At 63.4% G+C, this 15,070-nt stretch carries 9 protein-coding genes; 8 read left to right on the top strand and 1 reads right to left on the bottom strand.

The genetic code is table 11. From position 1 onward, the window contains the following. Positions 1-4: 4 nt before the first annotated feature. The gene (locus ACYQ01_RS16990; protein ID WP_459935005.1) at positions 5-1,000 is read right to left on the bottom strand and encodes a polysaccharide deacetylase family protein; all 996 of its coding nucleotides are present in this window, start codon (positions 998-1,000) and stop codon (positions 5-7) included. Positions 1,001-1,351: 351 nt separating this feature from the next. Here ACYQ01_RS16990 and ACYQ01_RS16985 point away from each other — a divergent pair, with 351 nt between their 5' ends. From ACYQ01_RS16985 to ACYQ01_RS16950, 8 genes are all read left to right on the top strand, one after another. Next, the gene (locus tag ACYQ01_RS16985) at positions 1,352-2,086 is read left to right on the top strand and encodes a basic amino acid ABC transporter substrate-binding protein (protein ID WP_459935004.1); all 735 of its coding nucleotides are present in this window, start codon (positions 1,352-1,354) and stop codon (positions 2,084-2,086) included. A gap of 91 nt (positions 2,087-2,177) precedes the next feature. Beyond that, positions 2,178-3,515: a YihY/virulence factor BrkB family protein gene (locus ACYQ01_RS16980; protein ID WP_459935003.1), complete on the top strand. Its 1,338-nt coding sequence runs from the start codon at positions 2,178-2,180 to the stop codon at positions 3,513-3,515. Positions 3,516-3,976: 461 nt separating this feature from the next. After that, positions 3,977-4,903 carry a hypothetical protein gene (locus ACYQ01_RS16975; protein ID WP_459935002.1) on the top strand — a complete coding sequence of 309 codons (927 nt, stop codon included), beginning with the start codon at positions 3,977-3,979 and terminating at the stop codon, positions 4,901-4,903. Positions 4,904-5,062: 159 nt separating this feature from the next. Further along, a complete protein-coding gene (locus tag ACYQ01_RS16970) occupies positions 5,063-7,237 on the top strand; it encodes a caspase family protein (RefSeq protein ID WP_459935001.1) in 2,175 nt (724 codons plus the stop codon). Positions 7,238-7,274: 37 nt separating this feature from the next. Further along, the gene (locus tag ACYQ01_RS16965; protein ID WP_459935000.1) at positions 7,275-7,982 is read left to right on the top strand and encodes a hypothetical protein; all 708 of its coding nucleotides are present in this window, start codon (positions 7,275-7,277) and stop codon (positions 7,980-7,982) included. Between the two features lie 178 nt (positions 7,983-8,160). Beyond that, entirely contained in the window at positions 8,161-12,489 is a 4,329-nt protein-coding gene (locus ACYQ01_RS16960) for a CHAT domain-containing protein (protein WP_459934999.1), read from the top strand. A gap of 5 nt (positions 12,490-12,494) precedes the next feature. Next, on the top strand, positions 12,495-14,405 hold the full coding sequence (locus tag ACYQ01_RS16955; protein ID WP_459934998.1) for a CHASE2 domain-containing protein: 1,911 nt from the start codon (positions 12,495-12,497) through the stop codon (positions 14,403-14,405). Beyond that, positions 14,402-15,067, top strand: a complete 666-nt coding sequence (locus ACYQ01_RS16950) for a hypothetical protein (protein WP_459934997.1) — start codon at positions 14,402-14,404, stop codon at positions 15,065-15,067. Before ACYQ01_RS16955 ends, ACYQ01_RS16950 begins: the two co-directional genes overlap by 4 nt. The last annotated feature ends 3 nt before the right edge of the window (positions 15,068-15,070 follow it).

Here is a 15,070-nt window from a genome sequence, read left to right as displayed (position 1 = left end):
GTTTTCACCGGTGCGGATGGAGCGTGCCGTCGCCGAAGATGGCGTCGTAGGCGGCCGTGTCGCCCGGACGGGAGTCGTAGCACGCTGTCGCGGTCTCGGCCCGACCCGCCGCCAGCAGGGCGCTTACCGTCACGAATTCGTATCCCTTTTCGCGCAGGGCGGACACCACCAGCCGCACGGCCTGACCCGTGCCGTGGCCGTTGCCGTTGGCGTGGGCCAGCACGATGGAGCCGGGGCGCACCCGCCTGGTCACGATGGACAGGATGCCTTGGGGCGTCTGGTGCTTGTCGGCGTCCATGGTGTTGACGTCCCATTGCACGGCGGCCACGCCCTTGGCGGCCAGCAGGTCCAGGGCTTCGGCGCGGCAGCGTCCGTAGGGAAAACGAAACACCGCCATGGAGGTCGGCACCGCGCGCATGAACTCCGCGCATCCGGCGGCGCGGGCCTTTTCGGCCAGGGCTTGGCGCGCGGCTTCGAACTGGGCCTCGGCCCAATCGAGTTGGCGGCGCATGCGTTCTTCGGAGAGCACGCCGAAATTGCCGTGCGTCCAAGCGTGACTGCCGAGCTCGAAGCGCGAATCGGCCAGCAGTTGCATGGTCCGCTCGGGATGACTGCGCATCCAGCGCCCCCCGGCGAAGAAGGTGGCCGGCACGTTCAGCTCGCGCAGGGCGTCCACCACCTGGGAGTCGTAACCTGCGGCCTTGTCGGCCAATTCGCACAGATCGAAGGTCAGGGCCACGAGCTTGCGTCCGCCCGTGTCCACCCGGCGGATCGAGCCGCGCAAGGGGGGAGGCAGGGAGGCTCGCGTCGCCTCGGGGGCGGGCTTGTCCGGCCCGGAAGGGTCTGGCGCGACAAGGGGGCCGGAGCGCGCTTCACCGGGTTTTCCGGCCAGCTCCGCCGCAGTCCAGAGCGTGTGGGCCAGGTCGCTTCCCCAGGCCGAAAGCGGGACCAGGCACACGGCGCAGGCCAGGAAGAGCGCGCGGGAAAGACGTGGACGCATGTCGTGACTCCTTGTGAGCGGCCTTGTCCGGCCAGTGAAAAAGTCGATTCCCGTACCCTGCGTAAAAAAACGCGCTGGCAAGGCGTGAGAAAAAGTCAAGCCCGAAACGGAATGCGCGTCCGATGAAGGGATGACCCTCGTGCGGCGGGCGCAGCCGGCGGGGAGGTTGCAACAGGTCGGCAAGGATAGGCTGGCGCGTGGCGTCTGGCAAGCGGCGCGTTCCTCGGGCCGGCGGCGGACGCCCTTGTATTCCGCGGTGTTTTCGGACTACATTTTGTTCGATCGTACCGAAGGCCTTTCCGGTGCTTGCGGTTTGTGTCCAGTCACCCCCCTTAGCCCGATGAGGATTCCATGCGCACTCTCCTGCTGTTTCTGCTTTTAGCGGTCTGCACGGCTTCCACGGCCATGGCCAGGACCATCGTGTTCGCCGCCGACCCGAGCTGGCCGCCCATGGAATACCTTGACCAGGACCGGCGCATCGTGGGGTTTTCCGTCGACTACATGCAAGCCGTCGCCCGGGAAGCGGGCTTCGAGGCCCAGTTCGTGGCCATGCCCTGGGACACCCTGTTCGCGGGCCTGGTCGCCGGCAACTACAACGCCATCTGCTCGTCGGTCTCCATCACGGACGAGCGGCGGGAATCCGTGGACTTTTCTATTCCCTACTTCACGGTGCGCCAGGCCCTGATCGTGCCGGCAGGCAGCACGGTCGCGACCCTTTCGGATCTGCGGGGCGAAACCGTGGGCGCGCAGATTTCCACCACGGGGTATTTCGCGGTCAAGAAGGCTCAGGGCGTCGCCGACAAGGCCTACCCGGAAATAGGCGCGGCCATCGAGGACCTGCTGCGGGGGGACATAGCCGGCGTGGTCCTGGACGACAACGTGGCCGCCCAGTACGCCTTGCATACCGACAAGTATAAAGGAAAGTTCAAGATCGCCTGCATTCTCGACACCGGTGAAGACGAACGGTACGCCGTGGCCGTCAGAAAGGGCGACAAGCAAACCCTGGGCCTGATCGACAAGGGCATCCGCGCGGTCAAGTCCAAGGGGCTGGACAAGTGGTTCATGCGCAAGTGGATCGTCCAGTAGACGCTCGGGGGTGTTGAAAGCGGGGCGTAGCGGCTCGCACGGTCGGATTTCGGCCAGGCCGTCTGTGCGTCCCCCGGGACCGGGAGGTTTCATGGCGAAGAAATTCGCTTCGCGCGGTCCGTTGGCGTTTGTTCTCGCCGTGAGCCGGAACTTTCTTGCCGACCGCTGTCTGATCCTGTCCGCTTCGCTCAGCTACGCCACCACGCTGTCGTTGGTGCCGTTTCTGGCCGTGGCCTTCAGCCTGGCCAAGGCTTTCGGCCTGTACGAAGCCCCCTTTCTGCGCGAGGCCCTTTTGCGCGCCAGCGCCGAAAAGGTCGAAGTGGCCGACGCGGTGCTGGGCTACATTTCCAACACCAATCTCCAGGCCCTGGGCGCGGTCGGCGTGGCCACCCTGTTCGTCACCTCCGTGGGATTGCTCGGGTCCATGGAATCCGCGCTCAACGCCATCTGGGGGGTCCGGGACCGACGCGCGGGCTGGAGTCGTTTTTCCTCCTACGTCACCGTGGTGCTGGTCTGTCCGGTGTTCATTCTGGCGGCGTTCAGCGCCACGGCCTCGCTGCACAACGCGGTTGTGACCCAATGGCTGGCGCGCTTCGCCCTGGCCAACCAGATCTATCTCCTGGGGGTCAAGGCGTTGCCCGTACTCATGGTCTGGGCGGCGCTCTTTCTTTTGTACGCCTTTTTGCCCGCCGCGCGGGTGCGCCGGGTCCCGGCCCTGGCGGGAGCCCTTCTGGCGGCCCTGTGCTGGCAGGCGGCCCAGGCGGCCTACATCCGCTATCAGGTGGGCGTGACGGGCTACAACGCCATCTACGGCGGCTTTGCGCAGGTTCCCCTGCTGCTGTTGTGGCTCTACATCAGTTGGGTTGTGGTGCTTGCGGGAGCCGAAACGGCCAAGTGCCTGCAAGGACTTGCCGGACCGTTTCTCACGCGAAAGGACAAGGCGCTTTGCGTGGCGGACCGGCGCGACCTGATGTTGGTGGCGGCGCTCATGCTGGCCGAGCGCGCCGAGGACCGGGGCGGTCCCCTGGACCCGACAGAAGCGGCCGGCGCTCTCGGTTTGGAAAAAAAACCTGTCGCGCGGGCCCTGGAGGACCTGGTCCGACTGGGCGCGGCTGTGCGCGCGGCCGAAGGGGAAGAGGCGGGCGGGTACGTCCTGGCCGCCGCCCCGGACAGGATTGTGGCCGGCGACTTGCTGGTCGCCTGGGACAATCTGCGCGACCCCGGCGAGGGCGTGGAACCCGGGCTGGGGTTTTCCCTTCTGTCGGCCGTGCGGAACGAAACCGCCAGGGCCATACGGGAAAGCGCCCCCCAAACCCTGCGCGAATTGTGGCTGAGCCTGCCGGAAAAGCCGGCCGCCCCTCCCGAAGACTCCCCGCCCTTGGACCAGCCTCCCGAGGCTTCCGACGACTCGGGTGCGTCCACAAAATGACCGCACGCCGGTCTCGTCGATAACAGCTTGAAAGGATTCTCTCATCCTTGAAAGCGTTTCGCCTGGTTTTTACGGCCTCGACCCGGCAGCCTGTTGATCCCTCCCCGCCGGCAGCGTTGCTTCACGCTGGCTGGCGTCTCTGTTTCGTTTTATCTATATTACATGCGCTTTACGGCGAGCATTCCCGGGGGCGAAAATGGGTGGCGGGTTGTTGTCACAACGTTCTGTATTGATATCTATGCGGTTTTCATCAATAAGCGTTTGACACGAATTCGCCGTCATATATAGATATAGAAAAGATATCCTTTCGATGTGATTACAACAATTGATATATCAATATTTGACGCGGCGTTCGGGTTCGGTCGCCTTTCGGACAATTCGTTGTGAAGCGGACCGCAAGCCTTCAGGGAAATTTGTGACGGCAAAGGACAGCGCCTTGTCCGTCTGTCTTATGGAGAGCCATGACAAAAAAATCTTCAGACATCTCGCGCGGCCTGGGCGCAAAGGAGGACGACGGGCCGCAACACCCCGATTCGGCGCGGCTCGCGAGGCTGGGCCTGGTCGCGCAAGTCCCCGACCCCTCTCCGGGAGCCTGCCCTGACGCCCGGGATTTGGCGGCGTTCGCGGAAAATCCCGCTGGCTATCCCGACCGTGAGGACATGCTCAAGCATCTCGACCGCTGTTCGTCCTGCCGGAACGTGTGGATCGCGTTGGGCGTTTCGTCGGGCCAGCAGTCCGGGCCGGACCGCGCCGTGGCGCGTCTCGTCTTTCCGCGTTGGTCCCTGGTTGCGGGAAGCCTGGCCGTGGCGGCATTGCTGCTCTTGATGGTCAACCCGTGGACGAACCGGAGCCTGCTCGATCCCTCCTTCCAGGAATTTCTTCTGTCCGCGCCCTCGAAGCTAGTCGCCAGCCGGGGCCAACCGGCCCCGTTGCACTTGTCTTGGGAAGGATGGTCCCCGGCGACCCTCTCGGCCTTGCCGGACCGGGCCAAGGCCTACGCGGCGGGACAATGGCGTCTCCAGCGGATTCTGACCGGCGAGGGCGGCGATCAGCCGCCTCCGGCCTTGATCCCGAACGGCGTCAAGGAGGGCGGCCGGCTTTGGACGGACAGGACCGAGGCCACCTGGCATGAACTGGGGCAGGTGGCGATGCTGCTCAAGCTGTACTGCGAAAGACGAATCACCCTTTCGCCCGGCGACCGCAACTATCTTGAGGCCACGCTGCAACGCCTGAGCGACCGGCTCGAAGGCGATGGCCTCGACGCCGGGCTTGTCTTGGCCGTTCGCGCCCTGTCCAAGCCTTTTTCTCCGGATTATTCCGCCGTGGATTGTCGCATGCGTGTCGAGAATCTTGAAACACGACTTTTTCGCGGCGGAGGCGACAAGTAACACCGAAACGGCCGTCTTATCGACTGGGGCCGGGAAACCCGTCCGGTTGTTTTCATCGCGCATGCGTCGCGTGGATGGTATCGGGCCTGGTCGACCCGCCCGTCCCGATGTGCGGCGGGCCATAACGGGGGGATGTCCTCCCGGTCACAGGAGAGGAGTATGACCAGGATTCGCACGGCACAATACGCTCTGGAAACCGAGAAATTCCGCTGGGGTGTCGCCTTGTTGGTCTTTGTCGTGTTTTGTTGTTTCCATGTCCGGACCGCTTCGGCGGCAACGAAGCGGGCCCTGTTGATCGGGATCAACTCCTATAGCGCCTCCGGCAACAACAAGGACCTTGAAGGCGCCCTGAACGATGTCGCCCTGATGCGCGACATCCTGACTTCCCCTTCGTTCGGGTTCAAGGCAGAGGACGTGGCGGTTCTGGAGAACGAACAGGCCACGCATTCGCGTGTGGTGGCCGCCATCAAGGCGCTGACGACAACCGCATCGCCTGGCGATCTGGTCTACATCCACTATTCGGGGCATGGTTCCCGCGCGTGCGATCTCAATGGAGACGAATCCAGTCGAAGCGGGCTGGATTCGACTCTCGTGACGAGCGGTTCGCGCGCAGACTCTAAGCCGCCATCGTCCAAAGTGCAGTGCAATCCCGCCCAATTGTCCGAGATCAGCCTCCCGGCCACCTACAATCTCGATACATACGATCTGCTCGACGACGAGTTGGATGGGCTGCTCGACTCCCTGGCGGCAAAGTGCGGTCAGTTGGTATTCGTGTCGGATTCCTGCCATTCCGGAACCGTGACCAGGGGCGCGGGGGCCTTGCAGACGCGAGGTACGGCGCTGGACGCACGTCCCCATCCGCTCGGCCTTCTTCCCTACCATAAGCCCCAACACGACTGGCTGGCCATCGGAGCGGCGCGCGACGAGGAGCCGGCAATGGAGTTCGAAGACGCCGCGACCGCGAAAAAACAGGGAGCATTCACCTGGTTCTGGGCCAAAAGCTTGCGCGACGCCGGTCCATCGGAAACATGGTTCAATGTGTTCAAGAGAGCCGCCGCCATGCTCTCCAACGCGGGATACGGTCAGCAGCCGCAGTTCGAAGGCGACAAGACCCTGGGAGTGCGCGGCCAACGGGCTGAAGCGGGACCAGGCCGGTATGCCGTGCTCTATGTGTCTTCAGACAAGACGGTCGCCACCATCGAGGCGGGTTCCATCCTGGGCGTGACCAAGGGGTCGGTCTTCCGGAAGGTTGACGCCGCCCCGGGCCAAGAGGGGACCGTCACCATCGACTTGCTGGATACCACGCGGGCCAAGGGATCGATCTCGGGATCGATCCAGGCCGGCGACCAACTCATTTTGTCCTCGTACATGCCTGCCGACAGGCCGTTGCGCGTGCATCTCCATGCCGACTCGCCGGAGGACGCAAGGCAGCTCGATACGCTGCGCGCCCGCCTGAAGGAAATGCCCGCGATCCAAGTGACCGGCGCCCAATCCGACAGCGATGTGGTCCTATGGGTGTTTCGCCCCGGTGAAGGCGATGTCAAAAGCTACCTCGAAGCTCCCGAAGGCAGGGGCTTGCCCGCGTCAGCGCCCGGAAATCCGGTTCAGTGCTGGATGCTCACACCGGCGGAACGTTTCCTGAACGGTCAGAAGCAGTTGCGTTATCTCCTGGACGACCGGGGCCTGAAGCGCCTCCAGGAGGATCTGGGAAGGCTGCTCAAGGTGCGCGGGCTCCTGGATTTGCCCTCCGCGCCGGGACAGGGCGGGGGATACGCCGTCGATGTCAAGCTGTACCTCCCCGCGGATTCGGCCCAGGAGCCTCAGGAGGGATGCGGACAATACAAGCGCATCCTGAACAAGCTGTATAAATTCGTAGGAAAAGCGAGCCTTTCGAACCTCTCCGAACTCGAACGACCGAACGCGCCGACGATGGTTTTTTTTGAAATACGCAACCAGTCGAATGAGGACTATTGGTTTTACATCATCAATTTCACCCGCGACGGGCATGTCTTGGCCGTCCCGCTTTCCGGCTCCACCATCAACCCCACGGATCCGGTGTATCTGGTCAAGGCCGGGGAATCCAAGGCGTTCTGTGAGAGCGGGCTCAAAATGACCGAGGACGTGGAATACCTTCGCGTCTTGGCGAGTAAAACGCCGGTGGATGTTCGCATTGTCGAACAGGACGCGTTTCACGGCGGTATTCGCGGCGCAGGCAATACGCTGGAGACCCTGCTTGCGGGAAGCGTCGGCAACAAGACCAGGGGGGAGGCCGTTTCGGCGCAACCCGCGGAGGAATGGTCTTCCCTTCTCGCCGCGTTCAAGGTGGTGCAATGAAATTTTGTAAAGAAACCCTTTAGCATTCAGGAGGATCATGATGCTCAAACGTGTGCTTCGCTGTGTCCTGTACGCCATGCTGGCCCTTTCGCTGGCGGTTCCGGCCGCCCTGGCCCAAGATGCCAAAACCAACGTCTCCGACGCCAAGGGAGCCAAGCCTTCCGACGACGTCAAGCGTGTCGAGGCGTTGGCCATGGCCGCCCAGCTCATCGACTACGGCCGGACCCACAAGTCTGCCCTGGCTCTTCTGACGGCCGCCCAGATCATGAAGAACACCCCCAGCGCCGACGCCAAGCAGGCCAAGGCCACCGAAGGGGAGGCGACCAGCCAGGCCGCCGGCAAGGGCCAGGTCCCCTCGCCCGAGAAGCTGCTGGTCGAGGCCAAGGCGATGGCGAAAGACAATCCCAAGCTGCTCGAACTCATCGAGCAGGAAAGCAAGATGGGCGGTTCGCGTCAGGTCGTCGGCGGTCCCAAGCGGATTCTTGAAAACGTGAAGGCCCACACCACCGACGTCTTCACCCTGACCTTCAGGGAAAGTGAACCCGCCGCCGCCGCCATCATCGGCGACGGGGACACCGACCTCGATCTGTTTGTTTACGACCAAAACGGCAACCTCATCGGCAAGGATGATGACAGCACCTCCCGGTGCCTGGTGGAATGGCGTCCCCGTTGGACTGGCCCCTTCAAGATCAAGGTCAAGAACAACGGCAACGTGTCGTCCGATTATCTGCTTCTGATTCCCTGACGCAACCGCGTCGCGGGCGCGGCCTTTGGGTCGCGCCCGTTGGTCAGGAATTTTTATGCACAGTAGCACCTTGTTTCTGTTGCATTTTTTCATATCTCCCGGATTTGCTTCTTTTGGCTGGAGCATGCACAGGGAGAGCGCGGTCAGGCCCGCCTGTCGGGCAAACGTGAGGTGACACATGCAAACGCGTTTGGTGCCGTCCATTCTGGCGGTGGCCCTGACGTTGTTGCTGGCGGTCGGCGCCCGGGCCGCGGATCGTCCCCAACTCGTGGTTCTGCCCATCCTGCCCGCCCAGGGCCAGGCCGACGACGGCCTGGCCCTGGGGGTGCAGAACGCGCTCGAAATGACGCTCTACGTGCACGACGGGCTGAAACGAGAAGCATTTCTTTGGGAAATCAAAAAACTCTTTCCGTCCGAAAAGGACTTTCTGGACTATGCCGCCGGGGCAGGACCGGGCTTGTCGCTAGCCCAGGCGGCAAAACAGGCCGGGGTGCGCTACGTGCTGGAAGGCCGAATCACGGACGCCGCGCAACGCACCGTGTCGGTTCGACTTTTCGATGCCCAGACCGGATCGACGGCCGAGTCCGTTCTTCCCCTGGACGCGGACACGGGGCTCAAGGGCCTGCGCGAGGGGCTCCTGAACGTTCTTGCCGCCAACGGCCTGCCCCTTTCGGCGCAGCAGCGCCCCAAGGCCCTGTGGGAGGAAAAAACCAGCCTCCCCGCACTCAAGGCCCTGGGAGCGGCCACCCGGGAGCATTACGCTGTTCAGGGGTTCAAAGCAAAAGAGGCCAAACCGTCCCTTGCCCCGTATCAACAGGCGACCCAACTGGCTCCCGAGTCCTACCTGGCCCGCAACTGGTTGGGGTGGGGGCTCTGGAGGACTGAGGACCTCCCTGGCATCAAGCGGGAATTTGAAGCGGCCGTCACATTGAATCCAGCAGGTGTCGACGCTCTGGACGGGCTGATATCCATTGCCAAAAAACAGAATGATATTCCTGGGCTGAAGCAATGGAGCGCCCGTATGGCGCAGGCTCGCGGGGAAAATCCGGACGAGGCCGTGGCGACCGATTTGTTGGAGTATGCCGAATCGCTGCGCGACCAGGGAAAGTACAAACAAGCCTTGCAGCCCGCACGGGAAGCCCTGGCCATCCGGGAGAAGGCGCTGGGGCCGGAGCACCCGGACACGGCCGTGACCGTAAGCGTGCTGGCCGACATCACGCAAGCAGACGGTGATTACGCAGCGGCGAAGCCCCTGTACGAACGCGCCCTGGCCATCCGGGAGAAGGCGCTGGGGCCGGAAGACAAGCTGACGACCGTCACGATGTTCAGGCTGGCGAGCGTGTTGGAGCAGTCCGGCGACTTGTCTGGGGCCAAGGCGCTGTACGAGCGCGTTCTGGCTGCCGATGAGAAACGATACGGACCGGAACATGAGGAAGTTGCCACGGATCTAAACGCCTTGGCGGGAGTGTTTTCCTCCCTTGGGGACTCCGTCCAGGCCAAGGCGCTGTATGAACGCGCCCTGGCCATCCGGGAGAAGGTGCTGGGGCCGGAAGACAAGCAGACGACCGTCACGATGTTCAGGCTGGCGAGCGTGCTGGAGCAGTCCGGCGACTTGTCTGGGGCCAAGGCGCTGTACGAGCGCGTTCTGGCTGCCGATGAGAAACGATACGGACCGGAACATGAGGAAGTCGCCACGGATCTAAACGCCTTGGCGGGAGTGTTCTCCTCCCTTGGGGACTCCGTCCAGGCCAAGGCGCTGTGCGAGCGTGCGTTGGCCATCCGGAAAGGGGGGGGCGGACCGGAGGACAAGCAGACGACCGTCACGATGTTCAGCCTGGCGACGGGCTTGGAGCAGTCCGGCGACTTGCCTGGGGCCAAGGCGCTGTACGAGCGTATCCTGGCTGCCGATGAGAAACGATATGGACTGGAACATGCGGAAGTCGCCCCAGATTTGATCGCCTTGGCTGCAGTGCTCGTTTCCCTTGGGGACTTCGTCCAGGCCAAGGCGCTGTACGAGCGCGTTTTGGCTGTCGATGAGAAGCGATATGGACCGGAACATGTGGAAGTCGCCACGGATCTAGACGCCTTGGCGGGAGTGTTTTCCTCCCTTGGGGACTTTGCCCAGGCCAAGGTGCTGTACGAACGCGCCCTGACCATCCGTGAGAAGGAACTGGGACCGGAGCACCCGGACACGGCCACCAGTTTGAACAACCTAGCATGTGCGCTTTCCTCTCTTGGCCAGTACGCCCAGGCCAAAGCACTGTGCGAGCGAGCGTTGGCCATCAGTGAGAAGGTGCTGGGACCGGAGCAGCCGGAGACGGTCACCAGTTTGAATAACCTAGCGGCCGTGCTCTCCTACCTTGGCGAGCACGCCCAGGCAAAGGTGCTGGATGAGCGAGCGTTGGCCATCAGTGAGAAGGTGTTGGGACCGGATCACCTGGACACGGCGGTGGCCTTGAACAATTTGGCTGGTAAACATGAATCGTTGGGCGAATACGCTCAGGCCAAAGCGCTGTATGAACGCGCGTTGGCCATATGGGAAAAGGCACAGGGACCGGAGCACCCGCACACGGCAACCGGTCTGAACAACTTGGCGTTTTTGCTTTCCTCCCTTGGCGAGCACGCCCGGGCAAAAGTGCTGCATGAGCGCGCGTTGGCCATCCAGGAGAAGGCGCTGGGGCCGGATCATCCGGACACGGCGGTGAGCTTGAGCAATTTAGCCTTTACGTATTGGCACTTGCATGAGCCAAGCCAAGCCAAGCAATGCGTTGAACGCGCCCTGGCCATTATTCTTGCCTCTGATAACCTCTCTTCTAAGTCAAGTATCCTGTCCCTCATGGCCGATCTGCAAACGCAACTGGGCAATCCGTCTTCGGCCATTCTGTATGGCAAGCAGGCCGTGAATGTCCTTCAAGCCATGCGCCAAAACATCGCCTCCCTGGACAAGGTGCTTCAGAAGTCGTTCCTCCAAGACAATGCAGTGATATACTCGCGTTTGGCCGACCTGCTCATGGCCCAGGGCCGCATCCCGGAGGCGCAGCAGGTTTTGCGCATGCTCAAGGAGGAGGAGTATTTCGGATTTGTGCGTCGTGACGCGGGCCAGGACGTGCGCGCCACCACCGCCTCCTTCACCCCGGCCGAGGAGCGCTGCGCCAAGCGTTTTCAGGAAATCAGCGCTACGCTGGTCGTCCTGGGCAAGGAACACGGCGAACTGCGCAAGAAGCTCAAACAGGGCCTCACCCCCGAGGAGCAGGCCCGCTACGCCGCCTTGACCAAGGACCTGGAGGCCGGACGCGCCCAGTTCCTCAAGAGCATGGCCGAAGTCGAAACCCAATTGGCGCAGGTTTCGCCCGAACGGGCTCGCGAACTGGGCGAGATGCAACTCAAGGATCTGAAGGCCCTGCAGGGGATACTCAGGGAGTTGGGACAGGGTTCGGCGCTTATTCACACCATCGCGGCCCCGGACAAGCTCTGGCTCATCCTGACCACGCCGGACGCCCAGATCGCCCGCGAATCGACCATCAAGGCCGCCGACCTCAATACGTTGATCGGGCGCTTTCGCCAGGCCCTGGGCGATCCCCGCCAGGACGCGCGCCCCCTGGCCCAGGAGCTCTACAGGTATATCCTGGCCCCGCTCCAGGCGGATCTGGAACGGTTCGAGGCCAAGACGCTCATGTTCTCCCTGGACGGAGCCCTGCGCTACGTCCCCATGGCCGCGCTTTACGATGGCAAGCAGTGGGTGGCTCAACGCTGGGCCACGGTGGTCTACACCGAAGTGGCGCGCCAGAATCTCAAGGACAAGCCCGCCCAGGACTGGACTCTCACCGGCCTGGGCTTGACCCATGCCGTGGCGGGCTTCAACCCCCTGCCGGCGGTGCGCGGAGAACTGGAGTCGGTGTCCCAGGCCATTCCCGGGACGGTGAAACTGGACGACCAGTTCACGGAAGACGCCTTGCGCCAGGCGTTGGACGCGGCCCCGGTCCTGCACATCGCCAGCCATTTTCAGTTCAATCCGGGAACGGAAAAGGACTCCTTCCTGGTGCTGGGCACCGGAGACCGCATGACCCTGGACAAGCTGAAACTCATGGACTTCAACGAAGTGGACGTGCTCACACTTTCGGCCTGCGAAACGGCCGTGGGCGGCGGCGCGAAGATGGGCAACGGCCAGGAAGTGGAAAGCTTCGGGGCCATGGCCCAGCGTCAGGGCGCCAAAGGGGTGCTGGCCACGCTGTGGAGCGTGGACGACGACAGCACGGGCGAGTTGATGCGTCTGTTCTACGGGCTGCGCCGAAGCGGCGGGCTCTCCAAGGCCGAGGCGCTGCGTCAGGCGCAATTGGAGCTCATTGAGGGCAAGGTCACGCGGGCCACGGCCGCCGTCCGTCGCGGCGAGGCCGTGCAGGCCTCGGGCGGGGCAGAGCGGTCCGATTCCAGTCGAACCGCCGCCTCCGTGGACTACGCCCATCCCTTCTATTGGGCGCCGTTTATTCTCATAGGCAATTGGCGGTGAAATGCATGGACAGGCGTCGCGCCCTTTCTTTGGCGGCGGTGGTTTTCTTCTCCCTTGCCGCCGCCCTGTCCGGGACAAGCGCGGGCTTGCTTTCCAGCGCCGATCGCTGGTGCTGGGACGTCTATCATGTGCTCGGCGGCAAGCGGCACGACCCTCGGGACACGCTCATCGTTTCGCTCGACAACAGGGTCTTGGCGGCCAATTCGGACACCCCCCTGGTCTTTTGGGGTCCGCTTTACGCCAAGGCCCTTGAACGTCTCAAAAAAGCCGGGGCCGCCGCCATCGCCATGGACATGTACCTGGGCATAACGCCGGAACAATGGCTGCGAACGCTGGGTCCCGCCAACATCCCGGACGGGCTTCTGGATTATGACCAGACGTTCGACCAATCCCTGGCGGGGGGCGGGGTCCTGCTGAGCGCGCGGCCCGTGCGGGACGGCGGGGCGACCGAGGTGCCGTTCCCGGCCCGTGAATATCTCGACGCCTTGCCCGGGCATTTGCGCCAGGTCGGCCTGACCATCCTGCACCGTGACGGCGACAACGTGGTGCGTCGGATGGTGCCGGCCTACGACCCCCAAGGCGAAGGCCGCCGGGAAGACGCTCCCGGGGCTCCCGACGGCTACGAGCCGCCCTCTCCCTGGTGGACCCTGTCCGCCTTGGCGGTCCGAACGGCCAAGGGGGAGGGCGTGTTGCCGGCCGCTCCGGCCAAAGCCTCGCCCATAGCCTTTTGCGGTCCGCCGGGGACCATCGAGCGTCTTTCGTTGGCCGATCTTGTCGGCGATGCGGAGCTGTCGCCGGCGGACGCGGCCAAGGTCAAGGGGCGCGTGGTCTTTCTCGGCGCGGAATTCAAGGGCTCGGGAGACCGACAGCCCACGCCCTATAGCCGTCAACTTTTCTGGATGGGCCACCGGGATATGAGCGGCGTGGAAATCCATGCCAATATCGCGGAAACCCTTCTGCATCCCGGACGGCTGGGCATGTTTCCCCTCTGGCTGGCCGCGCTGCTCTGGTTGCCTTTTCTGGTCGGGGCCGCCCTGGTCTGCGACCGTTCAAGCCCCTGGACCGGAGGCGGGGTAAAAAGTGCGCTGCTCGGTCTTGGATGGCTCATGGGATTTGCGTTCTTTCTTGCCGGAAAGCTCTTTCCTGTCGGCGGGCTCGTGGTGGGGCTGGGGGCGGTTTTTGCCGGCGTGAGCGGTCTGCGCATGACCCGCACCGAACGGGATCGGGCCCGCATCCGACGTCTTTTCGGGAAATACGTTTCCGAAGAGGCCTTGGAACACATTCTGCGCAGCCGCGACGAGCCCCGACTTGGCGGTGACGGCGCGCAAATCACGGTGCTCTTTTCGGACATACGCAACTTCACCACGTTGAGCGAAACGCTCACGCCCGTCGAAGTGGTGGAGTTGCTCAACGCCTACTTCGGCAGAGCCTGCGAGGCCGTGCAGCAACACGGCGGCATGGTCGACAAGTTCATAGGCGACGCCATCATGGGCGTCTTCGGCACGCCGTACGTCAGCGCCGATCACGCCCGCAACGCCGTTCTCGCGGCGCTTGAGCTGCGCGCCGTGGCCGAGGAATTTCAGCAATGGGTGGTCCGACGGTTTCCCCAATTGGGTCCGTCCTCTTTTCGCATAGGCGTGGGCATCCACACGGGGGAAGCCATCGTGGGCAATATCGGATCGCCCAGACGCATGGAGTTCACCGCCATTGGCGACACCGTGAACACGGCCTCCCGTCTGGAGGGACTGACCAAGCAACTGGGATGCGTCGTGGTCGCCAGCCGCGACACCGTGATCGCCGCCGGCCCGTCCGTGGTCACCGGCAAAGAGGCGGAACTGGCGGTCAAGGGCAAGGCGCGTCCCGTGGCGGTGTTTGAAGTCGTCGACATCGAAAACAAAGAGGAGAGCCTCTCGTGAAAAGGCGCGTAGTTCTGCTGGTTCTGGTCGTGCTTTGTTTCGTTTCCTCGCCGGCGTTCGCGCAGGTGGCCTGCATGGTTTCCAGCCTGGACGGCAAGGCCGCCCTGGTGCGCAACGGAGGACAGCCGGTCGGGTTGAGCACGTTCAAAAAGCTTTTGCCCGGCGACCAGGTGGACTTGCCCCAGGGCAGTTCCCTGCGTTTGAGCTATCTGGCCCAGGGCAAGGCGGAAACCTGGAGCGGACCGGCCAGGCTCGTCATCGAGCCCGAGCGCGCCCAGGACACGCTCGGAAAGAAAAAGCCCCAGGTGGTCAAGCTGGGGACCGATGCCTCGCTGCTTAAGGATTCGCCGATGTTGCGCGACCAGAAGGAACTCGTGGCCGGCCAGATCACCGTTCGCGGTTCCATGGGCGTCACGCCGGAAAACGCCCCTCTGGACGCTTCCCAACGGAATCAACTGCTGAAGGCGGAAGCCGAATACCGGCGCCTTGTGAAGACCCTGCCTCCAACCGACGCGACTCCGTATCTCTTCTACCTGGCCTCGCTGGATCGCCTGGGCCAAAAGGCCACCATGGCCGAGGTGCTCCAGAACCTGCTGGACAAAGACGGCGCCAACCGCGAATTGGCCGCCATGCTCAAGGGGCTGTACGCGCCAGGGAGATGAGGG

Source organism: Fundidesulfovibrio butyratiphilus, assembly GCF_054657235.1.
This window is presented reverse-complemented; position numbering and strand designations above follow the sequence as displayed.